The sequence below is a fragment of the Brachybacterium aquaticum genome (assembly GCF_014204755.1).
Lineage (GTDB): Bacteria > Actinomycetota > Actinomycetes > Actinomycetales > Dermabacteraceae > Brachybacterium > Brachybacterium aquaticum.
Map to the genome: position 1 here is coordinate 1073836 of NZ_JACHLZ010000001.1, position 21937 is coordinate 1095772.

At 72.4% G+C, this 21937-nt stretch carries 16 protein-coding genes; 9 read left to right on the forward strand and 7 right to left on the reverse strand.

The features are described from left to right. Positions 1-59: 59 nt before the first annotated feature. Positions 60-2681, forward strand: a complete 2622-nt coding sequence (locus tag HNR70_RS04790) for an NAD-dependent DNA ligase LigA (protein WP_184324647.1) — start codon at positions 60-62, stop codon at positions 2679-2681. A gap of 31 nt (positions 2682-2712) precedes the next feature. Here HNR70_RS04790 and HNR70_RS04795 read toward each other — a convergent pair whose 3' ends face one another. Further along, on the reverse strand, positions 2713-4917 hold the full coding sequence (locus HNR70_RS04795; RefSeq protein WP_221421092.1) for a DEAD/DEAH box helicase: 2205 nt from the start codon (positions 4915-4917) through the stop codon (positions 2713-2715). Between the two features lie 76 nt (positions 4918-4993). Beyond that, positions 4994-5251 (reverse strand): hypothetical protein, encoded by a 258-nt coding sequence (locus HNR70_RS04800; RefSeq protein WP_184324648.1) that lies wholly within the window; start codon positions 5249-5251, stop codon positions 4994-4996. A 114-nt stretch (positions 5252-5365) separates the two neighbouring features. Here HNR70_RS04800 and HNR70_RS04805 point away from each other — a divergent pair, with 114 nt between their 5' ends. The 4 genes from HNR70_RS04805 to gatB all read left to right on the forward strand — a co-directional run bounded on the left by HNR70_RS04805 (position 5366) and on the right by gatB (position 9710). Continuing rightward, a complete protein-coding gene (locus HNR70_RS04805; RefSeq protein ID WP_184324649.1) occupies positions 5366-6226 on the forward strand; it encodes a GNAT family N-acetyltransferase in 861 nt (286 codons plus the stop codon). 132 nt (positions 6227-6358) lie between these two features. Next, on the forward strand, positions 6359-6655 hold the full coding sequence (gene gatC, locus HNR70_RS04810; RefSeq protein ID WP_184324650.1) for an Asp-tRNA(Asn)/Glu-tRNA(Gln) amidotransferase subunit GatC: 297 nt from the start codon (positions 6359-6361) through the stop codon (positions 6653-6655). Between the two features lie 8 nt (positions 6656-6663). Then, positions 6664-8199 carry an Asp-tRNA(Asn)/Glu-tRNA(Gln) amidotransferase subunit GatA gene (gatA, locus tag HNR70_RS04815; RefSeq protein WP_184324651.1) on the forward strand — a complete coding sequence of 512 codons (1536 nt, stop codon included), beginning with the start codon at positions 6664-6666 and terminating at the stop codon, positions 8197-8199. Continuing rightward, entirely contained in the window at positions 8196-9710 is a 1515-nt protein-coding gene (gatB, locus tag HNR70_RS04820) for an Asp-tRNA(Asn)/Glu-tRNA(Gln) amidotransferase subunit GatB (RefSeq protein ID WP_184324652.1), read from the forward strand. The genes gatA and gatB overlap by 4 nt, the downstream gene beginning before the upstream one ends. Positions 9711-9781: 71 nt before the next feature. Here the strand turns inward: gatB and HNR70_RS04825 are convergent, their stop codons facing one another. After that, positions 9782-10270, reverse strand: coding sequence for a hypothetical protein (locus HNR70_RS04825; protein WP_184324653.1), 489 nt, complete (start codon positions 10268-10270; stop codon positions 9782-9784). Next, positions 10267-11379: a hypothetical protein gene (locus tag HNR70_RS04830; protein WP_184324654.1), complete on the reverse strand. Its 1113-nt coding sequence runs from the start codon at positions 11377-11379 to the stop codon at positions 10267-10269. The genes HNR70_RS04825 and HNR70_RS04830 overlap by 4 nt, the downstream gene beginning before the upstream one ends. Positions 11380-11526: 147 nt before the next feature. On the opposite strand from HNR70_RS04830, the gene ilvD reads away from it, so the two are divergent. Continuing rightward, on the forward strand, positions 11527-13356 hold the full coding sequence (ilvD, locus tag HNR70_RS04835) for a dihydroxy-acid dehydratase (RefSeq protein ID WP_184324655.1): 1830 nt from the start codon (positions 11527-11529) through the stop codon (positions 13354-13356). Between the two features lie 57 nt (positions 13357-13413). Here the strand turns inward: ilvD and cobA are convergent, their stop codons facing one another. From cobA to nirB, 3 genes are read right to left on the reverse strand one after another with little or no spacing between them, the layout of a single operon-like run. Then, entirely contained in the window at positions 13414-14979 is a 1566-nt protein-coding gene (gene cobA / locus HNR70_RS04840; protein ID WP_184324656.1) for a uroporphyrinogen-III C-methyltransferase, read from the reverse strand. Further along, on the reverse strand, positions 14976-15395 hold the full coding sequence (locus tag HNR70_RS04845; RefSeq protein ID WP_184324657.1) for a nitrite reductase (NAD(P)H) small subunit: 420 nt from the start codon (positions 15393-15395) through the stop codon (positions 14976-14978). Before HNR70_RS04845 ends, cobA begins: the two co-directional genes overlap by 4 nt. A 3-nt stretch (positions 15396-15398) precedes the next feature. Next, complete coding sequence (gene nirB, locus HNR70_RS04850) at positions 15399-18074, reverse strand: nitrite reductase large subunit NirB (protein WP_184324658.1); 2676 nt, start codon at positions 18072-18074, stop codon at positions 15399-15401. A 380-nt stretch (positions 18075-18454) separates the two neighbouring features. Here nirB and HNR70_RS04855 point away from each other — a divergent pair, with 380 nt between their 5' ends. The 3 genes from HNR70_RS04855 to ilvC all read left to right on the forward strand — a co-directional run bounded on the left by HNR70_RS04855 (position 18455) and on the right by ilvC (position 21920). Beyond that, positions 18455-20212 carry an acetolactate synthase large subunit gene (locus HNR70_RS04855; protein WP_184324659.1) on the forward strand — a complete coding sequence of 586 codons (1758 nt, stop codon included), beginning with the start codon at positions 18455-18457 and terminating at the stop codon, positions 20210-20212. A 47-nt stretch (positions 20213-20259) separates the two neighbouring features. After that, the gene (gene ilvN / locus HNR70_RS04860; protein ID WP_184326549.1) at positions 20260-20775 is read left to right on the forward strand and encodes an acetolactate synthase small subunit; all 516 of its coding nucleotides are present in this window, start codon (positions 20260-20262) and stop codon (positions 20773-20775) included. A 113-nt stretch (positions 20776-20888) separates the two neighbouring features. Further along, entirely contained in the window at positions 20889-21920 is a 1032-nt protein-coding gene (gene ilvC / locus HNR70_RS04865) for a ketol-acid reductoisomerase (RefSeq protein ID WP_184324660.1), read from the forward strand. Positions 21921-21937 lie beyond the last annotated feature (17 nt).

The window sequence follows — 21937 nt, forward strand, 5'->3', positions numbered from 1 at the left end:
GCGCACCACAGGCGATTCCGAGGACGGCCCCTGTCCGCCCCGTGCGTCACAATGTCCGGGTGACTCCCACCGCGCAGGACCCTCAGCACCCCCGCCCCGAGGTCGAGAGCCCGTCGGCAGATTCCCCCTCGGCCAAGGCCCCCTCCTCGGACAGCACCGCCCAGCAGCGCATCGCCGAGCTCATCGCGCAGATCGAGCAGGCGCGCGAGGACTACTACGGCCATGACGCGCCGACCATGGCGGACGCCGAGTACGACGCGCTCGAGCAGGAGCTGCGCACCCTCGAGGCGGAGCACCCGCAGCTCGCGCGCGAGGATTCGCCCACCCGCACCGTCGGGAATGCCGGCGTCGCCACGGGCCTCGCCCCGGTCCAGCACGCCGAGCGGATGCAGAGCCTGGACAACGTCTTCTCCCTGGAGGAGCTGCGCGAGTGGTGCGCCCATGCGAGCGCGGAGCTCGGCGGGAGCGTGCGCTGGCTGACCGAGCTGAAGATCGACGGGCTCGCCATCAACCTGCGCTACGAGCACGGGGAGCTCGTCACCGCCGCGACCCGCGGCGACGGCCGCACCGGCGAGGACGTCACCGAGAACGCCCTGCGCATCGAGGGGATCCCGCAGCGCCTGGCGGGGGAGGGGCACCCGGCCCTCGTGGAGGTGCGCGGCGAGGTGTTCATGCCCACCGCCGCCTTCGAGCGCCTGAACGACTTCCAGGTCGAGCTGCGGGAGCGCGCGGTCGCTGAGGCCCGCACCCGCTTCGAGTCCCGTCAGGCCACCGCCCAGCGCGCCTTCGACGAGGAGCGTGAGCAGCTCGCCGCCACTCGGCGCTTCCCCACCTTAGCCAACCCCCGCAACACCGCCGCCGGGGGCCTGCGCCAGCAGCTGGACAAGAAGGACGGGCTCGAGCGGGAGGCCGGCGAAGCGCGTCTCGGCGGGCTGCGCCTGACCGTCCACGGCCTCGGCGCCTGGTGCGACCCGCCGGTCGGCTCCCAGAGCGAGGTCTACGAGCTGCTGGCCTCCTGGGGACTGCCCACCTCGAGGTACATGCAGGTCAGCGAGTCGATCGACGAGGTCATCGCCTACGTCGAGCACTACGGCGAGCACCGCCACGACGTCGAGCACGAGATCGACGGGATCGTCATCAAGGTCGACGCCTTCTCCCAGCAGCGCGCGCTCGGCTCCACCTCCCGCGCCCCCCGCTGGGCGACCGCCTTCAAGTACCCGCCCGAGGAGGTGACCACCAAGCTCCTGGACATCCAGGTGCAGGTGGGCCGCACCGGCCGGGTCACCCCCTTCGGCGTCATGGAGCCGGTCACCGTCGCCGGCTCCACCGTCGAGAAGGCGACCCTGCACAACCAGTTCGACGTGGAGCGCAAGGGCGTTCTCATCGGCGACACGATCATCCTGCGCAAGGCCGGTGACGTGATCCCCGAGATCCTCGGCCCCGTCGAGTCGCTGCGCGACGGCACCGAGCGGCCCTTCGTCATGCCGACCGAGTGCCCCTCCTGCGGCACCGAGATCCGGCCCGAGAAGGAGGGCGACAAGGACTGGCGCTGCCCCAACCAGCGCGACTGCCCCGCCCAGGTCACCGGCCGTGTCGAGCACGCGGGCTCCCGCGGCGCCTTCGACATCGAGTCCCTCGGTGAGGAGAGCGCGATCGCGCTGACCGACCCGGACAAGCGCCGCGGCGAGGCACTCGCGGCCCTCGCCGAGGGCCACGCGATCCACCTCCCGATCCGCGGCGTCGAGGACGTGGAGCTCGAGCGCTTCGTCGTGCTGCGCAACGGCGAGGTCTCGCAGGGCAACGACGGGGTGCCGCTGCTGCGCCTGACCTCCGCGGACGACCCGCTGCTGCCCGCCCTGCAGACCCCGGTCATCACCACCGGCGAAGACCTCTTCGACCTCACCGCCGAGAAGGTGCGCGAGGTGTTCGTATGGCAGCCCGAGCGGCGCGACGGCGTCCCCACCGGCGACTGGCGCATCCAGCCCGCCTTCTGGTCCCGCCCCCAGTTCCGCCACTACAAGCGCGGCGACGAGTGGCGCGAGGTGAAGCAGCCGGGCGTCCTGAAGACCACCGAGCTGCTGCTCAGCGAGCTGGAGAAGGCGAAGGGCCAGCCGCTGTGGCGGGTGCTCGTGGCGCTCTCGATCCGGCACGTGGGCCCCACCGCCGCGAGGTCGCTCGCCACCGCCTACGGCACGATGGACGCGATCCGGGAGGCGAGCGTCGAGCAGCTCGCCGAGACCGACGGGGTCGGGCAGATCATTGCCGAGGCCGTGGTCGAGTGGTTCTCCGTGGACTGGCACCGCGCGCTCGTGGACGGCTGGGCCGCCTCCGGCGTGCGCATGGCCGACGAGGTCGAGGAGGGCTTCGTGAAGACTCTCGAAGGCTTGACCATCGTGGTCACCGGCGGGCTCGAGGGCTTCACCCGGGACGGCGCGAAGGAGGCGATCATCTCCCGCGGCGGCAAGGCCTCGGGCTCGGTCTCCAAGAAGACGAGCTTCGTGGTGGTCGGCGAGAACGCCGGTTCCAAGGAGACCAAGGCCCGCGACCTGGGCCTGACGATCCTCGACGAGGCCGGGTTCGTGCAGCTGCTCGAGCACGGCCCGGAGGCGGTGACGCCGGACGAGGACGCCGCCGCGGTCGACGGGGCAGACTCTGACGCCGACGCGGCCGACGCCGACTGACCCCGCCGACGCCGACTGACCCCGCCGTCGCTCAGGCCTGCTGGGCGAGTGCGAGCGGCAGCACCGGGCCGGACCCGGCGCGGCGCAGCAGCCGGGCGGCGACCGCCATGGTCCAGCGCGTGTCGATCGCGTCGTCGACCAGCAGCACCGGCGCCCCGTCCAGCGCGTCGAGCCGCGCCTGCAGCTCGGGACCGACGGCGAAGCGCTCCCACAGGTCCGCGACGCGGAAGGCGCTGTTGCCGCCGCCGCGCAACGGCTGGGCGCCCGGGGCGAGGTCGAGGGCGCCGAGGTCCTCGAGCCGACCGATCGCCGCGATCCCGGAGGCCAGGGAGCCGACCAGCTGCGGGCGGGTGGTCGAGGGGATCCGCACCACGGCTGCGGGCCGCTGCGCCCAGTCCCAGTCCTTCAGCACCTCGACGATCCGCCCGCCGATCCGCTCGGGGACCACGGCATCGACCGGGCGGCCGTCCTCGTCGGTGCGCAGCAGCTCCCGCAGCGGCACCGCCCAGCCGAGGTCGGACATGCGGGCGATGACCCGGCCCTCGGCGGCCCGCTCGCCCTCGGGGATCCGGCCCTTCGGCGCGCCGGCGCCGAGCAGCCGGTCCAGCCCGGACGGCCAGCTCGCCCGCGGCTCCACCGGCACGCCGACCCGCTCCAGCAGCGCCGCGACCCGGGAGTCCTCCGGCCCCTCGCCCGCGCCCGCCGATGCCCCGGCGGCGTCCGGCGAGGGATACCAGGCCCCGGCGCACACGTCGCAGCGCCCGCAGGGCTCGGCGGTCGTGTCGTCCAGTTGCTCGGCGAGGAACACCATCCGGCACTGCTCGGGCCCGCCGGCGAGCCGCTCGTAGGCGAGCATGGCCTGCTGCTCATCGCGGCGGGCCCTGGCCACGTTCTCGTAGCGCGCGGCGTCGTAGTGCCACGGCGCGCCGGTGGAGACCCAGCCGCCCTTGACGCTCTGCACCGCCCCGTCCACGGCGAGCACCTTCAGCAGCAGCTCCAGGGCGCTGCGGCGCACGTCCACCCGCGCCTCGAGCGCCGGGGTGCTGAGCGGCCCGCCCGCCTCCGCGAGCGCGGCGAGGACCTGGGAGGCGGACTCCTGCGTGGGCATGGAGGCCGTCGCGAAGTACTCCCAGATCGCCCGGTCCTCCTTCCCCGGCAGCAGCAGCACGTCGGCCCGGTCGGTCGCGCGTCCCGCACGGCCCACCTGCTGGTAGTAGGCGACCGGGGAGCTGGGGGCGCCGAGGTGGATCACGAAGCCGAGGTCCGGCTTGTCGAACCCCATCCCGAGCGCGCTCGTCGCCGCGAGCGCCTTGACCTCGTTGTCCTTCAGCGCCTGCTCGAGCTCGGCCCGCTCCTCGGGATCGGTGCGGCCCGTGTAGGCGCGCACGCGCCGGCCCGGACGGTCCAGGAGCGCGGCGAGATCCTCCGCGGCGGAGACGGTCAGCGCGTAGATGATGCCGGAGCCCTCGAAGGAGTCCAGGTGCCGCACCAGATAGTCCAGACGCTGCCTGTCATCGGCGAGGCTCAGCGAGCCCAGTCGCAGCGACTCGCGGGTGAGGGGGCCGCGCAGGGTCAGCACCTCGCCGCCCGCACCGCCGGTGCCCAGCTGCTCGGCGACGTCGGCGACCACGCGCGAGTTCGCGGTCGCGGTGGTGGCGAGCACCGGCACGTCCGCGCCGAGCTCGCCGACCAGGTCCCGCAGCCGCCGGTAGTCGGGCCGGAAGTCGTGCCCCCAGTCGGAGATGCAGTGGGCCTCGTCGATCACCAGCAGACCGCAGCGGTCCACGAGCCGGGGCAGCTGCTCCTCCCGGAAGCGGGGGTTGACGAGGCGCTCGGGGGAGACCAGCAGCACGTCCACCGAGTCCGCGGCCAGCTGCTCCTCGATGTCCCGCCATTCGGTGGGGTTCGCCGAGCTGATCGCGGCGGCCCGCACCCCGGCCCGCTGCGCGGCGGCGACCTGGTCGCGCATGAGCGCGATGAGCGGGGAGATGATGAGCGCCGGCCCTGCCCCGCGCCGCCGCTGCAGAAGCGCGGAGAGGAAGTACACCGCGGACTTGCCCCAGCCGGTGCGCTGGACCACGAGCACCCGTCGGCGCTCGGCGACCAGCGCCTGGATCGCCTCGAACTGGCCGGGATGGAAGTCGGCGTCGGCCCGGCCGGTCAGCGCACGCAGCGCCTCGCGGGCCTCCTCGCGCAGGGCGGTGCTGTCGGTGGGGGCTGCGGGCGGGATGCTCATGCCCTCCAGTGTGACAAGCCCGCCCGACGCGCGAGCGCGACCGGGCGGGCTGTGGAGAAGATCGGTGTGGGGAGGATCAGTCGCCGGAGGGCGCATCGGCGCCGTTGGCAGACCCCTCAGCAGAACCCTCGGCGCCCGCGAGGCGCTCCCGCTCGAGGCGGCGCAGCCGCTCCGAGGTGCTCTCGCCGTCGCTCAGCGGATCCTCCTTGGTCGCCAGCGCCCGGCGCATCCGCTCCTCGAGCACCTGGGCCTCGCGGATCCGCGGATCGGTCGACGGCTCCTCGCCGTCCGACGGGTCGTGGGAGGTGAAGTCGATGTTGGGGTCGACGGACATGGCAGATCCCTTCGTGGACGACAGGCGAGAGCGAGTCTACCGGCCACGACGCCTCAGCACAGGCCCGTCGGCCGCCCCGAGGGCCACCTGCGATCCGCCCCTAGACTCGCCGACATGGCCCGTCGACCCCGCCGCTCCACCAGCCCCTCCCGCGCCGCCTCCCGCGCGGCGCAGCCCCTCACCGGCACCGCGCTCGTCGAGACGCTGCTCGGCGGCTGGCGGGCCCTGTCCCGCCTGGACGTGGACGGCTTCGCGATCCTCCGCTCCCGCGGCGTGACCCGGCGCGGGAACAGCGTCGTCCCGATCGAGCCGCCGACGGACCCCGCCGCCCTCGCCGCGGCGCTGGACCGCATCGACGCCCTCGTCGGCGCCGCCGGCGAACAGCCCACCTACCGCCTGTTCGACGTGGAGGGCCTGGACCCCGGACCCGTCGCCGCCGCCCTCGAGGCGCGGGGTGCCGCGGCGGGGGAGCCGACCCTCGTGCTCCAGCGCCCGCTCGACGGCCTCCGCACCGCCCCCGATGCGCGCGCGAGCATCGCCGTCGGCGCCCCTCCCGCGGACTGGCTGGAGGCATCCTGGCGCCTCGCTCCGCGCCCCGAGGAGGGCGCGCGCGAGACGCTCCGCGACCTCATGGCCGGGACCCCGGCGCTCTACCTCTCGTTCGGGGAGGACTCCCCGTCGGCCGACGGGCCTCCCGGTACTCCCGATCCGGGCGCCCGCGCCGTGGGCCGGGCGGCGCTCGTCCCGCACCGCCGGCGGACCATCGCCGTGCTCGACCAGATCGCCGTCGATCCCGCCCGTCGCCGCGAGGGGCTGGGACGTGCGGTCGTCGACTCCCTGCTCGCCCTCGCCGCCGTCCAGGGTGCGGACCTCGCCCTGCTCGAGGTCGATGGGGGCAACACCGCCGCCCGCGGGCTGTACCGCGCCGCGGGATTCGCACCCGTGGGGGAGTACCGGTATGTCGCCGGGGTCTGACGGCGCAGTGTCCGACCGCGCAGTGTCCGACCGCGCAGTGTCCGACCGTGCAGTGTCCGACCGTGCAGGGGCGTGACCGGCGCACCACGGGCACCGTCCGGCCCCGGGGCCAGGCCGTCCTAGACTGTCGGCATGCCTTCGATCGGACGAGATGACGTCGCACGCCTCGCCGACCTCGCACGGATCCAGCTGTCCGAGGAGGAGATCACCCGCTTCGCCGGTGAGTTCGACTCCATCATGGACGCTGTCGCCTCCGTCTCCGAGGTCGCCACCGAGGACGTCCCCGCGACCTCCCACCCCATTGCCATGACCAACGTCTTCCGCGAGGACGAGGTCACCGAGACCCTCACCCAGGCCGAGGCGCTCTCCGGCGCCCCCGAGGCCGAGGACGGCCGCTTCGCCGTCCCCCAGATCCTGGGCGAGGAGTGAGAGAGAGCATGAGCACCCCCACCACCAGCGCCGACATCACCCGCCGCAGCGCCGCCGCCCAGGCCGCCGCGCTCCGGGCCGGCGAGGTCACCTCCGAGGACCTCACCCGCGCACACCTGGACCGCATCGCCGCCGTCGACGGCGACCTGAACGCCTTCCTCCACGTCAGCGAGGAGGAGGCCCTGACCACCGCCCGCGACGTGGACACCCGCCGCGCCGCCGGCGAGGAGCTGCACCCGCTGGCCGGCATGCCGATCGCCGTCAAGGACGTCGTGGTCACCAAGGGCCAGCCCACCACCGCCGGCTCCAGGATCCTCGAGGGCTGGGTCCCCCCGTACGACGCGACCCTCGTCGAGAAGATCCGCGCCGCCGGCCTGCCGATCCTCGGCAAGACCAACATGGACGAGTTCGCGATGGGCTCCTCCACCGAGACCAGCGCCTACGGCCCCACCCGCAACCCCTGGGACCGCGATCGCATCCCCGGCGGCTCCGGCGGCGGCTCCGCCGCGGCGGTCGGCTCCTACGAGGCGCCGCTCGCGATCGGCACCGACACCGGCGGCTCGATCCGCCAGCCCGGCGCCGTCACCGGCACCGTGGGCGTCAAGCCCACCTACGGCTCGATCTCCCGCTACGGCCTGATCGCCATGGCCAGCTCTCTGGACCAGGCCGGGCCCGTCACCCGCACAGTCGAGGACTCCGCGCTGCTGCACGAGCTGATCGCCGGGCACGACCTGCGCGACTCGACCTCCCTGCCCGACCCCGTCGGCCCCTACGCCGAGGCGGCCCGCCGCCAGGACGTCAAGGGCATGCGCGTCGGCGTCATCGAGGAGCTCGAGGGCGAGGGCTTCGCCCCCGAGGTCCGCGCCCGCTTCACCGAGTCGCTCGAGAAGCTCGAGCAGGCCGGCGCGGAGATCGTGCGCGTCTCCTGCCCGAACTTCCGCTACGCCCTCGGCGCCTACTACCTGATCATGCCCTCGGAGGCGTCCTCGAACCTCGCCAAGTTCGACGGCATGCGCTACGGGCTGCGGGTCGTCCCCGAGGACCACCCCACCGCCGAGAACGTCATGAAGGCCACCCGCGGCGCCGGCTTCGGCGACGAGGTCAAGCGCCGCATCCTGTTGGGCACCTACGCGCTCTCGGCCGGCTACTACGACGCCTACTACGGCAGCGCCCAGAAGGTTCGCACCCTCGTGCAGCGCGACTTCGCCGCCGCCTTCGAGAAGGTGGACGTGCTCGCCTCGCCCACCTCCCCGACCGTCGCCTTCCGCCTCGGCGAGAAGCTCGACGATCCGATGGCCATGTACCTCAACGACATCGCCACCATCCCCGCCAACCTCGCCGGCACCCCCGGCATCTCGCTGCCCTCGGGCCTGGCCGAGGACGGGCTGCCCGCCGGCATCCAGTTCCTCGCCCCCGCCCGGGCCGACGAGCGCCTGTACCAGGTCGGCGGTGCCCTCGAGGCGCTGCTCGAGGACGCCTGGGGCGGGCCGCTGCTGGCCCAGGCCCCCGAGCTCGCCGTCACCGCAGGAGGAGCCACCCGATGAGCACCGCTCAGACCGCTGATCTCGTCGACTTCGACGACGCGATCGACCGCTACGACCCGGTGCTCGGCATCGAGGTCCACGTCGAGCTCGGCACCGCCACCAAGATGTTCGACGGTGCGCCGAACATCTTCGCCGCCGAGCCGAACACCGCCGTCACGCCGACGTCGCTGGGCCTGCCCGGCTCGCTGCCGGTCGTGAACCGTCAGGCCGTCGAGTACGCGATCCGCATCGGCCTCGCACTGAACTGCTCGATCGCCGAGACCTGCCGCTTCGCGCGCAAGCAGTACTTCTACCCCGACCTCACCAAGAACTTCCAGACCTCGCAGTACGACGAGCCCATCGCCTTCGACGGCTGGGTCGACGTCGAGCTCGAGGACGGGGAGATCGTGCGCGTCGAGATCGAGCGCGCGCACATGGAGGAGGACGCCGGCAAGAACACCCACGTCGGCGGCGCCACCGGCCGCATCCACGGTGCGACCCACTCCCAGGTCGACTACAACCGCGCCGGCGTGCCTCTGGTCGAGATCGTCACCCGCCCGATCCCCGACACCAAGGGGCGCGCCCCCGAGGTCGCCGCCGCCTACGTGCGGACCCTGCGCGACATCTTCCGGGCCCTCGACGTCTCCGAGGCCCGGATGGAGCGCGGCAACGTCCGCGCCGACGTGAACGTCTCGCTGCGCAAGGACGCCTCGGCGCCGCTCGGCACCCGCACCGAGACCAAGAACGTCAACTCCTTCCGCTCCATCGAGCGCACCGTCCGCTTCGAGATCTCCCGCCAGGCCGGGATCCTCGACGCCGGCGGCGCGATCGTCCAGGAGACCCGCCACTTCCACGAGGACAGCGGCGAGACCTCGTCCGGCCGCGTGAAGTCCGACGCCGAGGACTACCGCTACTTCCCCGAGCCCGACCTCGTCCCGGTCGCCCCGTCCCGCGAGTGGGTCGAGCAGATCCGCGAGGGCCTGCCCGAGCTTCCCGCCGCCCGCCGGCGCCGCCTGCTGGGGGAGTGGGGCTTCACCGACCTCGAGATGCGCGACGTCATCAACGCCGGCGCCCTCGACCTCGTCGAGGCCACCGTCGCCGCCGGCGCGAGCGCCCAGAGCGCCCGCAAGTGGTGGATGGGCGAGCTCGCCCGCACCGCCCGCGAGCAGGACGCCGAGCTCGACGCCCTCTCGATCACCCCCGCTCAGGTCGCCGAGCTGCAGAAGCTCGTCGACGAGGGGAAGATCAACGACAAGATCGCCAAGAAGGTCCTCACCAAGGTCCTCGACGGCGCCGGGGACCCGGCCGCGATCGTCGAGTCCGAGGGCCTCGCCGTCGTCTCCGACGACTCGGTGCTCACCTCCGCGGTGGACCAGGCGATCGCCGACAACCCGGACGTGGTCGCCAAGATCCAGGGCGGCAAGGTCCAGGCCATCGGCGCGCTCATCGGCCCGATCATGAAGTCCACCCGCGGCCAGGCCGACGCCGGCCGCGTCCGCGAGATCATCATGGAGAAGCTCGGCCTGAGCTGAGCGCGGCTCTCCTCTCGTGCGGCAGGGGCCGCCCCGGAACATCCGGGGCGGCCCCTGCGTGCTCGGCAGGCTCAGCGCGAGGTGCGCGCCGCGGCGACGACCACGTCCGTGCCCTCCGGGGAGATGAGCACGGTGTACGTGGCGGAAGGATCCTCGGGGTTCGAGCCGTCGAGGTAGCGCGCGCCCTTGTGCACCTCGTCGGGAGCGAAGCGCTGGGAGATCGTCGCCCCGTCCTGGCTCACGGGCAGCCCTTCGCCACCGCCGAAGGAGTTCGCGACCCAGCTGCTGACCTCGTCGGCCGAGGCGGAGAAGGAGACGCGCACGCTCCACTCGTCCAGCTCGGAGACGACGATGCCGTCGGCGACCTCGAGCTGCGCGTCGGGCGCGGGAACACCGACGGCGGCCAGCGCCTCCTCGGCGGTGGGGGAGTCGTTCATCGTGGGGTCCTCCTCGGTGGTGCGGGTGACGGTGCATCCGGTGCCGACGAGCAGGAGCCCCGTCCCGCCGATGACCGCGGCGCGGAGGAGCGCCCTGCGTCGAGGCGTGATCGTCTCGGTCATGGTCCGCTCGTCCGCCTCTCGGAGGTGCCGTGGAGCTGGTACTCCCGTGCCAGACCCGCTCGGTGGAGCTCGGCCAGCTGCTCGTCGGTGATCGTCGGGTCGAAGGGACCGGGCAGGTCGATCTTCGTGGCCTTGCTGCCGTCCCAGTTGTACTGGTCACGATAGTTCAGCGTGGTCTCCATCTCGTACCGCCATTCGGGATGGGTCGCATCAGGCGGGTACACCGTGACCTGTCCGTTCATGGAGTAGTTCCCGGACCCAGTGGCGTAGTACCAGTTGTCGCTCGAGGCCGTGACGCCGGGCCAGCCGGTCTGCACGGGAAAGGTCACCGGGCCCTGGGCGCCCGACTCCCGAGCCCGGTCGAGGGCGAGCTGACCGATGCCGCGCTCGCGCTCCGCGATCTGTGAGCGGATGCCCGGTTCGTCCTCGAGATAGGCCGCGAGGTCCATCTCCCTGTCCGTCCCTGAGTTCCCGAGGAAGTGCAGCAGGTTCTCCGCGGCGTCCGGCCACATCGCCGACATGAGGGACGCCATCAGGGTGGCCGCTTCATGGGCGGCCAGATCGCCGAGCCCCGGCTCCTCGCTGCCCCAGTCACCGGCGCCCGGGTCCACCGGGTGCCACTCGGGCATCCGCGGATCAGGGACGGACGTGCCGGGAACCGGATCGCCGAGCCCGTCGGGCAGTCCGCTGCCCAAAGGGCCCTGCGAAGGTCCGGGGTCGCTGTCACCACCGCGACGACCGTGCTCACGACCGCCCTCACGCCCGGCCCTCGGCAGCGTCTCCGGCCGGAAGCCGGGGCCGGGCGGCATGAGAAGGACGGCACCGTCGATGTCACCGGGATCGGACGCCCGGTCCTGCTCCTCCGCGTGCCCGTCGGCGTCGTCCCCGAGACCGGCGAGGGCCTGCTCGATGGCGTCCAGCTCCGGGAGGACCGACGAGAGGATTCGCTCGCGGAAGGCCTCCGCGTCCTCGCCTCGCCAGAACCCCTCGCTTCGTGCTCCGAGCGAGACCGTGGCCCGGACCTCTCCGAGCGCGATCCGACCGGTGCGCACCGCCTGTGCGAAGGCGCGCAGTGCCTCCGTGTCACCGCCCATGAAGACGTCCGCCATGTCCCACCCCTTCAGTCGTCCTGGGGTGAGGGTGGCAGGATCAGTCGGTCCCGTCCATGGGGAGAAGTCCCCGCTGCCCGCCCCGGATCGCCGTTCACGTCCCGGATGCTGACACCGCCATCCCACATAGCGGCGTACAGTGAGGCCATGCCTCAGCTCCGTTCCCGCACCTCCACCCACGGCCGCAACATGGCAGGCGCGCGCGCCCTCTGGCGCGCCACCGGCATGGAGAAGTCCGACTTCGGCAAGCCGATCATCGCGATCGCGAACTCGTACACCCAGTTCGTGCCCGGCCATGTCCACCTCAAGAACCTCGGCGACCTCGTCGCGGGGGCCATCAAGGAGGCCGGCGGCGTCGCCAAGGAGTTCAACACCATCGCGGTGGACGACGGCATCGCCATGGGCCACGGCGGCATGCTCTACTCCCTGCCCTCGCGCGACGTCATCGCCGACAGCGTCGAGTACATGGTCAACGCCCACTGCGCCGACGCGATCGTGTGCATCTCCAACTGCGACAAGATCACCCCCGGCATGCTCATGGCCGCCATGCGCCTGAACATCCCGGTCATCTTCGTCTCCGGCGGTCCGATGGAGTCCGGCAACCCCGTCGAGGGCGTCACCGAGAACCGTCTGGACCTCGTGGACGCGATCGCCATGAGCGCCGACGACTCGATCACCGACGTGCAGCTCGCCGAGATCGAGGAGAACGCCTGCCCCACCTGCGGCTCCTGCTCGGGCATGTTCACCGCGAACTCCATGAACTGCCTCACCGAGGCGCTCGGGCTCTCCCTGCCCGGCAACGGCACGACGCTCGCCACCCACGCCTTTCGCAAGGAGCTCTTCCTCCAGGCCGGGCGCACCATCGTGGAGCTGTGCCGTCGCTGGTACGAGGAGGACGACGCCTCCGTGCTGCCCCGCAACATCGCCACCAAGGCCGCGTTCACCAACGCCATGAGCCTGGACGTCGCCATGGGCGGCTCCACCAACACGGTGCTGCACATCCTCGCCGCCGCGATCGAGGGCGAGATCGACTTCGGCCTGGACGACATCGACCGCCTCTCCCGCTCGGTGCCATGCCTGTCCAAGGTGGCGCCCAACGGCACCGCCCACATCGAGGACGTCCACCGCGCCGGAGGCATCCCCGCCATCCTCGGCGAGCTGGACCGCGCGGGCCTGCTGGACCACACCGTCCACTCGGTGCACTCCCCGGACCTCACCACCTGGCTGGACGCCTGGGACATCCGCAGCGGCAAGACCTCCAAGGAGGCCGACGCGCTGTTCCACGCCGCCCCCGGTCGCGTGCGCACCACCCAGGCCTTCTCCTCCACGAAAATGTGGAAGGAGCTGGACACCGATGACGAGAACGGCGTGATCCGCTCCGTCCCGCACGCCTTCACCAAGGACGGCGGCCTCTGCGTCCTCAAGGGCAACCTCGCCACCGACGGCGCCGTCATCAAGACCGCCGGCATCACCGAGGACCTCTTCAACTTCGAGGGCACCGCGGTGGTCTGCGACTCCCAGGAGGAGGCGGTCCAGAAGATCCTGGACAAGACCGTGAAGGAGGGCGACGTGGTGGTCATCCGCTACGAGGGCCCCCAGGGCGGTCCCGGCATGCAGGAAATGCTCTACCCGACCTCGTTCCTCAAGGGCCGGGGCCTCGGGAAGTCCTGCGCGCTGATCACCGACGGCCGCTTCTCCGGCGGCACCAGCGGCGTGTCCATCGGCCACATCTCCCCGGAGGCGGCCGAGGGCGGTCTCATCGGCCTGGTCGAGGACGGCGACACCATCGTGCTCGACGTCGACAAGCGCCTGCTCGAGCTGCGCGTGGACGACGCCGAGATCGAGCGCCGCCGCGAGGCCAAGGGAGCCCTGCCCTGGCGCCCCGAGAAGCGCGAGCGCGAGGTCTCCCAGGCGCTGAAGGTGTACGCGCACCTCGTCCGCTCGGCGACCTACGGAGCGACTCGCCGCCCGCTGTGAGGCGGTGATGACCTGACGCTGCGGCGCTGACCTCTCGGGTCGGCGCCGCAGCGTCGTTCAGCTCCCGAGCGCCGCCATGTACCGCTCGAGCGCGATCTCGGCGACGAGCTCGTGCGCGCCGAGCGGGGCGGCGAGCACGTCCGCCCCCGCGGCGGCGACCAGGTCGTGGAAGTGGCCGGGGGCGAGCACGTAGCTCGCCACCGCCACCCGCGAGCCGGACAGCTCGCCGCGCGCCTGCCGCTCCCGCACCGCGGCGACCGCGTCGCGCACGGTGGGCGTCGCCGCATAGGCGAACCCGACGCTCACCTCGCGCCCCAGCCGCTCGGCGAGCAGCCGGCCCATCTCCTCGACCTGGGCGACGCCCTCGGCGTCCCGGGTGCCCGAGCCAGCCATCACCACGGCGTCGTCCGCGCCGAGGCCCGCCTCCTCGAGGCGCTGCGCCATCACCTCGGCGAGCCGCGGATCGGGGCCGAGCGGGGCGGCGGCGGTCGCGGCGCGACCGGCGACGGCACCGCCGATGTCGTCCTTCACGTGATAGCCGAGCGAGAGCAGCAGTGGCACCACGACCGCCTGCACCGGCTCCTCGTCCCGGGTGCGCTGCGCGTTCAGCGGGGCGTGGGCGGCGACCACGGCGGCGACGTCCGGGGATTGCACGTCCACGAACGCCTCCCGCACCGCGCCGGGCGCGCGCTCGGCGAGCATCCTCTGCAGCGCGCGGATCACGTCGCGCCCCTCGCGGGAGCGGGTGCCGTGCGAGCAGCCGATGAGCACCGGCGCGGGCGGTGCAGCACCCCCGCCAGCCGCACCCCTGTCGGCCGCGCCGTCGACCACCGCCTCGCGCCCGGACCCGTGGGCCGGCGCCTCGGGCTCCGACGGGGGCTGCAGGAACCCGTCGGCCGCGGTGCGACCCACGACGATCACCGCCGGATGCGCGATGCCCTCGGCGGCGACGACCGCCTCGATGTCCGCGAGCGTGCCGCGCACGCTGCGCTGCTCCGGAAGGGTCGCGCTCTGCACCACGGCGACCGGGGTCGCGGGATCGACACCGTTCAGCAGCGACTGCGCCACCAGGCGCGGCAGCCATTCCACGCCCATCATGAGCACGGTCGTGGTGCCGGGATCGCGCAGCGCGGCGAGGTCCGCCTCGCCGAGGTCCCCGTGGGCGTTGACGATGTGCAGGGCGACGGCAGTGCCGCGGTGGGTGACCGGCACATCCCCGGCGGCGGGCCCCGCGATCGCGGAGGTCACCCCGGGCACCACCTGCACGGGCACCCCGGCGGCGCGGCAGGCGAGGACCTCCTCGCCGCCGCGGCCCAGCACGAACGGGTCCCCGCCCTTCAGCCGCACCACGCGCCGGCCCGCCTGTGCCAGCCGCACCAGCAGCGCTCCGATCTCGTCCTGCGGCAGGGCGTGGGCGCCGGGGCGCTTGCCCACGTCGATCACCTCGACGGCGGGGTCGAGCTCATCGAGCAGCGCGCGCGGGCCGAGCCGGTCGGCGACCACCACGTCGGCCTGCCGCAGCAGCTCCAGTCCGCGCACGGTGATGAGGTCCGCAGCGCCGGGACCGCCGCCCACGAGGGCGACGCTCCCGGGCGCGAGCGGCGTCGTCGGCCGGGGGCTCACGCCTTCCCGCCCGCGGCGGCGCGCGGCGCGGTGGCGACGTGCACGTCCCCGTCCTGCAGCGCGACGTCGAAGACGGCGATCGGCAGCCTCTCCCCGCCGCCGGAGTCCAGGACCTCACCGGTGTCGAGGTCCCAGGACTGCTTGTACATGGGGGAGGAGAGGGTGGGGACGATCCGCTCGGGCTCCTCGCCCTCGCCCGCGATCCGGTGGGTGCCCACGAGGCCCCGGGAGAGGATGTTCGAGCTGGAGTACGGGTCGAGCTGCTGCACGGCGCGCACGCTGCCGTCGTCCAGCAGGAACACGGCGATCTGGGTGCCGTCCGGCAGCATCGCGGCCGCGCCGCGCTCGGGGGCGAGATCGGCGACGGCGCAGATGCGCACGAGGGAGCCGGCGGCTCCGGTGGCGTGGGTGGTCATCGGTCAGTCTCCTTCGGGGAGCGTCTCCGCGGCGCCCGCGAGGGCGTGCTCACGGGCGGCGAGCGGGGTGGGGAAGGTGTCCTCCGCGGCGTCCTCGGGACGGGCAGGGCGCACCTGCTCACGCTCGAGCACGTAGCGCAGCGACGGGTCGTGCAGGTCAGGGGCGTTGATGAAGGACACGAACTTCGCGCGCCGCTCCGGGTCGTACACCGCCTCGGCCCACTCGTCGACGTAGGAGTCGGTGTGGCGCTGCATGGCCGCCTCGAGCTCCTCGCCGATGCCGAGGGAGTCCTCCACGATCACGCGCCGCAGCTCTTCGATCCCGCCGGGGTACTCCTCGACCCAGCGCGCGGTGCGCTGGAGCTTGTCCGCCTCGCGGATGTACAGGATGAGGAACCGGTCGATGCACCGCTGCAGCGTCTCGTCGTCCAGGTCCTCGACCAGGAGCTTGCCGTGCGCGGGCTGGGCACCGCCGTTGCCTCCGACGTACAGGTTCCAACCGCGGTTGGTCGCGATGACGCCCACGTCCTTCGCCTGCGCCTCGGCGCACTCGCGGGCGCAGCCGGACACGCCGATCTTCAGCTTGTGCGGGGAGCGCAGGCCCCGGTACCGCTGCTCGAGGTGCACGGCCATCGCGGTGGAGTCGCCGACCCCGAAGCGGCACCAGTTGGTGCCCAGGCAGCTCTTCACCATGCGCAGGGACTTGCCGTAGGCGTGGCCGGACTGGAACCCGGCCTCCACCAGGCGCTCCCAGATCTCGGGCAGCTGCTCCAGGCGCGCGCCGAACATGCCGATGCGCTGGGCGCCGTTGACCTTCACGTACAGGCCGTAGTCCTTCGCGACCTGCGCGAAGACGAGCAGCTTGTCGGGAGTGACCTCGCCGGCCGGCATCGCGGGGATCACCGAGTAGGTGCCGTCCTTCTGGATGTTCGCCATGACGTGGTCGTTGGTGTCCTGCAGGGAGCCCAGCTGGCGGCCCACGGGGTTGTGGCGCCGGCCGCTGAGCGCGCCGAGCGAGGACAGGATCGAGGCGACCGTCGGGCGGCACACCGCGCAGCCGCGGCCGGCGCCCGCGCCGTGGGCGGCGACGACCTCGGTGAAGGTCTCCTGCCCGCCCTCCTCGACGAGCTTGTACAGCTCGGCGCGGGAGTGGTCGAAGTGCTCGCACAGTGCGCGGGAGACCTCGATGCCGCTCTTGGCGAGCTCCTGGTTCAGCAGCTTCGTCAGCGACGGCACGCACGAGCCGCACACGGTGCCGGCGCTCGTGCACTCCTTGATCGCACCGACGGTGTGGCAGCCCTGCTCGTTCACGGCGTGACGGATGGTGCCGGCCGCGACGTTGTTGCACGAGCAGACCACGGCCTCGTCGGGCAGCTCCGCGCCCGCGAGCGCGTCGCCGCCGCCCTCCGGGGCGATGACGGCCGACGGGTCCGCACCGAGCTTCCGCCCGATGAGCGGACGCAGCTGCGAGTACAGGGCGATGTCGCCCACGAGCACGCCGCCCAGCAGAGTCGTCGCGTCGTCGCTCATCACGAGCTTGCGGTACTGACGGTGCACCGGGTCCACGAAGGAGACCTCGAGCGCGTCGGGGGTCATGGCGTTGACGTCGCCGAAGGCCGCGGCGTCCACGCCCACGCCCTTGAGCTTCGTGCCGTCGGCGAAGCGCTGGTGGGTGCGGGTCCCGCCGAGGAAGCGGTCCACGACCACGTCGGCCATGTCGTTGCCGGGGGCGATCAGGCCCGCGCACACCCCGTCGAAGGAGGCGCACTCGCCGACGGCCCAGATGTCCGGATCCGAGGTCTGGCAGCTCTCGCCCACCACGATGCCGCCGCGCTCGCCGACGGTCAGGCCCGCCTCACGGCCGATCCGGTCGCGGGGGCGGATGCCGGTGGAGAAGACCACCACGTCGATGGGCAGCTCGGTCCCGTCGGACAGCTCCGCGGTGCCCATCGCGCCGTCCTCGGCGGGGCGGAAGGCGGAGGCGCCCACGCCGGTGCGCACGTCGATGCCCATGTCCTGGATGAGCAGGCGCAGCATCTCGCCGCCGCCGTCGTCCAGCTGCACGGCCATCAGGCGGTCCGCGAACTCGACGACCGTCGAGTGGGCACCGAGGTTCTGCAGCGCGGCGGCGGCCTCGAGGCCGAGCACGCCGCCGCCGACGACGAGGCCGCGCACCTGGCGGCCCAGGGTCTCGCCGCGCTCGGCGACCCAGGCGGCGAGGGCGCGTACGTCGTCCACGGTGCGGTAGCTGAAGGAGCCGGGCAAGTCCTTGCCCTCGGCCCGCGGCGCCCAGGCCCAGGAGCCGGTGGCGAGCACGAGGCGGTCGTAGGGGTGGACGGTGCCGGAGGCGCAGGTGACGGTGTGCGCGGAGCGGTCCACGGCCTCGGCGGCATCGCCCGTCACCAGCGTGATCCGCGGGTCCTCCCACACGCCGGTGTCGAGCGACAGCATCTCTTCCTTGCGGTGGCCGAACCAGTCCGAGAGGTGCACGCGGTCGTAGGGCTGCTGCGGCTCCTCCCCGATCACGGTGAGGGCCCAGTCGCCGCTCGGGTCCTGCGACTGCAGCCGCGCGGCGACGCGGTGGCCGGTCATGCCGCCGCCGATCACGACGATGCGGGTGCCCGGCGGCAGCGCGGACTCGGGCGCGGGGGCGAGGGGGGAAGGTCCTGGGGTGCTCATGGCGGCTGCTCACGGTCCTCTCGACGGCGGATGGCGACGCGCCCACCGTAGGCGGGGAAGGCGCCTATGCGCAGGACTTTCGCCCGTCCCGTCGGGAGTCGGTCGTGCCGTCCGACGGGCTCCCGCCGCGCGGTCTCGGCATCCGGACAGGTGGCGGCGGGCGCGGGGGAGGGCCTATCGTGGGCGCATGCAGACGATCCTTCTCGTAGTCACCGAGCGCGGCTGACGCCCGTTCGTCCCTACGAGACGTCATCCGCGCCCCTCCCCGAGTCCCTGGCGGAGGGGCTTTTTCGTGCCCGGTCCGAGGGCGCGGAGCAGCGGGAGGCGCACGGAGCACCATCCCCGCCACGCCCAGAGTCCGAGACGACGAAGGAGTTCCGATGACCGGACAGCAGATGACCGGCGCACAGGCGCTGGTCGAGTCCCTCGAGCATGCCGGAGCAGAGGTCGTCTTCGGCCTGCCCGGCGGCGCGATCCTGCCCACCTACGACCCGCTGATGGACGCCAAGAAGCTCCGTCACATCCTGGTGCGCCATGAGCAGGGCGCGGGCCACGCCGCCAGCGGCTACGCCCACGCCACCGGCAAGGTCGGCGTGTGCCTGGCGACCTCCGGCCCCGGCGCCACCAACCTCATCACCGCCATCGCCGACGCCCAGATGGACTCGATCCCGATGGTGGCGATCACCGGCCAGGTGGGCTCCTCCTTCATCGGCACCGACGCCTTCCAGGAGGCGGACATCGTCGGCATGACGATGCCCATCACCAAGCACAACTTCCTGGTCAAGGACGCGCAGGAGATCCCGAAGGTCATCAAGCAGGCCTTCCACATCGCCTCGACCGGCCGCCCCGGCGCCGTGCTGGTGGACGTCACCAAGGACGCCCAGCAGGCCACCATGGAGTTCGTCTGGCCCGAGACCCTGGACCTGCCGGGCTACCGCCCCGAGGCCCGCCCGCACGGCAAGCAGATCCGCGAGGCCGTGCGCCTGCTCCTCGAGGCCAAGCGCCCCGTGTTCCTGCTCGGCGGCGGCGTGCTGCGCGGAAACGCCGAGGAGGAGGTGCGCGAGCTCGTGGACGCGTCCGGCGCCCCCTTCGTCACCACCCTCATGGCCCGCGGCGCCCTGCCCGACTCGCACCCCAGCCACCTGGGCATGCCCGGCATGCACGGCACCGTCGCGGCGGTCTCCGCCCTGCAGCGCGCCGACCTCATCATCGCCATCGGCGCCCGCTTCGACGACCGCGTCACCGGGCGCCTGGACTCCTTCGCACCCGGTGCGAAGGTGGTCCACGCCGACATCGACCCCGCGGAGATCTCCAAGAACCGCGTGGCCGACGTGCCGATCGTCGGCCAGGCCGCGGACATCGCCCGCTCCCTCACCGCCGAGCTCCGTCAGCGCCTGGAGGAGGACGACACCCGCGACTACGAGGGCTGGTGGAACACCCTGGACATGCTCCGGGACAACTACCCGCTGGGGTGGACCGAGACGGCCGACGGGCTCACCGCCCCCCAGAAGGTCATCTCCCGCATCGGCGCGATCTCCGGACCGGAGTCGATCGTCGTCGCGGGCGTGGGCCAGCACCAGATGTGGTCCAGCCAGTTCGTCCAGTACGAGAACCCCCGCACCTGGATCAACTCCGGAGGCCTGGGGACCATGGGCTACTCGGTCCCCGCGGCCATGGGCGCGAAGGTCGGCAAGCCCGACCAGGTCGTGTGGTCCATCGACGGCGACGGCTGCTTCCAGATGACCAATCAGGAGCTCGCCACCTGCGTGATCAACGAGATCCCGATCAAGGTCGCCGTCATCAACAACTCCAGCCTCGGCATGGTCCGCCAGTGGCAGAACCTGTTCTACGACCAGCGGTACTCGAACACCGAGCTGAACACCGGCCACGGCTCGCGCCGCATCCCCGACTTCGTCAAGCTCGCCGACGCCTACGGCTGCGCGGGCCTGCGCTGCGAGGGGGACGAGGACATCGACGACACGATCCGCCAGGCGCTGGAGATCAACGACCGCCCCGTGGTCGTCGACTTCACCGTCAGCGCCGACGCGATGGTGTGGCCGATGGTGCCCGCCGGCGTCTCCAACGACGAGATCCAGATCGCCCAGGGCATGAGCCCCGAGTGGGAGAGGGACATCTGAGCATGACCACCCAGCAGCAGACCACCGCCCGCACCACCGACGTGGTGATGACCCCCCACAGCCAGACTCTCTCGGTCCTGGTGGAGAACAAGCCCGGCGCCCTCACCCGCGTCACGGCCCTGTTCTCCCGTCGCGGGTACAACATCTCCTCGCTCGCCGTCGGCCCCACCGAGCACCCGGAGATCTCCCGCATCACCGTGGTCGTGGACGTCGAGCAGCAGCGCCTCGAGCAGATCACCAAGCAGCTCAACAAGCTGGTCAACGTGATCAAGATCGTCCAGTTCGACCCCCGCCAGACGGTCCAGCGCGAGCTGATCCTCATCAAGGTCACCGCCGACAACACGTCCCGCACCGCGGTGCTGGAGATCGTCCAGATGTTCCGCGCCAAGGTGGTCGACGCCGCCTCGGACTCGGTCACCATCGAGGCGACCGGCACCCAGGACAAGCTCACCGCACTGCTGGGGATGCTCGAGTCCTTCGGCATCCGCGAGATCGTGAAGTCCGGCGAGGTCGCCATCGGCCGCGGCGGCCGCGCGATCACCGACCGCGCCCTGCCCTCCTGAGCACCGGCCGGCGCACCCAGAATCCCGAATACCAAGACCGTCTCTCACATACCAGGACGCCGGGCGATAGCATCGGATCCGACGCCCGCACGCAACCACCGAAGGAGCACATCGTGGCTGAGATCTTTTACGACGACGACGCCGACCTGTCCATCATCCAGGGCAAGAAGGTCGCGGTCATCGGCTTCGGCTCGCAGGGCCACGCCCACGCGCTGAACCTGCGCGACAGCGGCGTCGAGGTCCGCGTGGGCCTGCGCGAGGGCTCGAAGTCCGCCGCCAAGGCTCAGGAGGAGGGCCTGACCACCGGCACCGTCGCCGAGGTTTCCGAGTGGGCCGACCTCATCATGATCCTCACCCCCGACCAGGATCAGCGGAAGGTCTACGCCGAGTCGATCCAGCCGAACCTCACCGAGGGCAAGGCGCTCGCCTTCGCGCACGGCTTCAACATCCGCTTCGGCTACATCGAGCTCCCCGCCGGCGTCGACGTGCTGCTGATTGCCCCGAAGGCCCCCGGCCACACCGTGCGCCGCGAGTTCGTCGCCGGCCGTGGCATCCCGGACATCGTCGCCGTCGAGCAGGACGCGACCGGCTCCGCCTGGGCCCTCGCCCTCTCCTACGCCAAGGGCATCGGCGGCACCCGCGCGGGCGTCATCAAGACCACCTTCACCGAGGAGACCGAGACCGACCTCTTCGGCGAGCAGGCCGTGCTGTGCGGCGGCATGAGCCACCTCGTCCAGGCGGGCTTCGAGACCCTCACCGAGGCCGGCTACCAGCCCGAGATCGTCTACTTCGAGGTTCTCCACGAGCTCAAGCTCATCGTCGACCTCATGAACGAGGGCGGCATCGCCAAGCAGCGCTGGTCGATCTCCGACACCGCGGAGTACGGCGACTACGTCTCCGGCCCGCGCGTGGTTACCGACCAGACCAAGGCCGACATGAAGGAGATCCTCTCCGACATCCAGACCGGCGCCTTCGCCAAGCGGTTCATCGAGGACCAGGACAACGGCGCGAAGGAGTTCCAGGAGCTGCGCGCCAAGGAGGCCGAGCACCCGATCGAGAAGGTCGGCAAGGACCTGCGCAAGATGTTCGCGTGGAGCGCCCAGTCGGTCGACGCCGACTACGTCGAGGGCAGCGCCGCGCGCTGATCCCGCGCACCGCGCCT

What these genes read in the sequence shown, in the direction of transcription:
- HNR70_RS04795 (WP_221421092.1), bottom strand. Translation starts at nt 4,917, where the DNA reads ATGAGCATCCCGCCCGCAGCCCCCACCGACAGCACCGCCCTGCGCGAG.
- HNR70_RS04800 (WP_184324648.1), bottom strand. Translation starts at nt 5,251, where the DNA reads ATGTCCGTCGACCCCAACATCGACTTCACCTCCCACGACCCGTCGGAC.
- HNR70_RS04805 (WP_184324649.1), top strand. Translation starts at nt 5,366, where the DNA reads ATGGCCCGTCGACCCCGCCGCTCCACCAGCCCCTCCCGCGCCGCCTCC.
- gatC (WP_184324650.1), top strand. Translation starts at nt 6,359, where the DNA reads ATGCCTTCGATCGGACGAGATGACGTCGCACGCCTCGCCGACCTCGCA.
- gatA (WP_184324651.1), top strand. Translation starts at nt 6,664, where the DNA reads ATGAGCACCCCCACCACCAGCGCCGACATCACCCGCCGCAGCGCCGCC.
- gatB (WP_184324652.1), top strand. Translation starts at nt 8,196, where the DNA reads ATGAGCACCGCTCAGACCGCTGATCTCGTCGACTTCGACGACGCGATC.
- HNR70_RS04825 (WP_184324653.1), bottom strand. Translation starts at nt 10,270, where the DNA reads ATGACCGAGACGATCACGCCTCGACGCAGGGCGCTCCTCCGCGCCGCG.
- HNR70_RS04830 (WP_184324654.1), bottom strand. Translation starts at nt 11,379, where the DNA reads ATGGCGGACGTCTTCATGGGCGGTGACACGGAGGCACTGCGCGCCTTC.
- ilvD (WP_184324655.1), top strand. Translation starts at nt 11,527, where the DNA reads ATGCCTCAGCTCCGTTCCCGCACCTCCACCCACGGCCGCAACATGGCA.
- HNR70_RS04845 (WP_184324657.1), bottom strand. Translation starts at nt 15,395, where the DNA reads ATGACCACCCACGCCACCGGAGCCGCCGGCTCCCTCGTGCGCATCTGC.
- nirB (WP_184324658.1), bottom strand. Translation starts at nt 18,074, where the DNA reads ATGAGCACCCCAGGACCTTCCCCCCTCGCCCCCGCGCCCGAGTCCGCG.
- HNR70_RS04855 (WP_184324659.1), top strand. Translation starts at nt 18,455, where the DNA reads ATGACCGGACAGCAGATGACCGGCGCACAGGCGCTGGTCGAGTCCCTC.
- ilvN (WP_184326549.1), top strand. Translation starts at nt 20,260, where the DNA reads ATGACCCCCCACAGCCAGACTCTCTCGGTCCTGGTGGAGAACAAGCCC.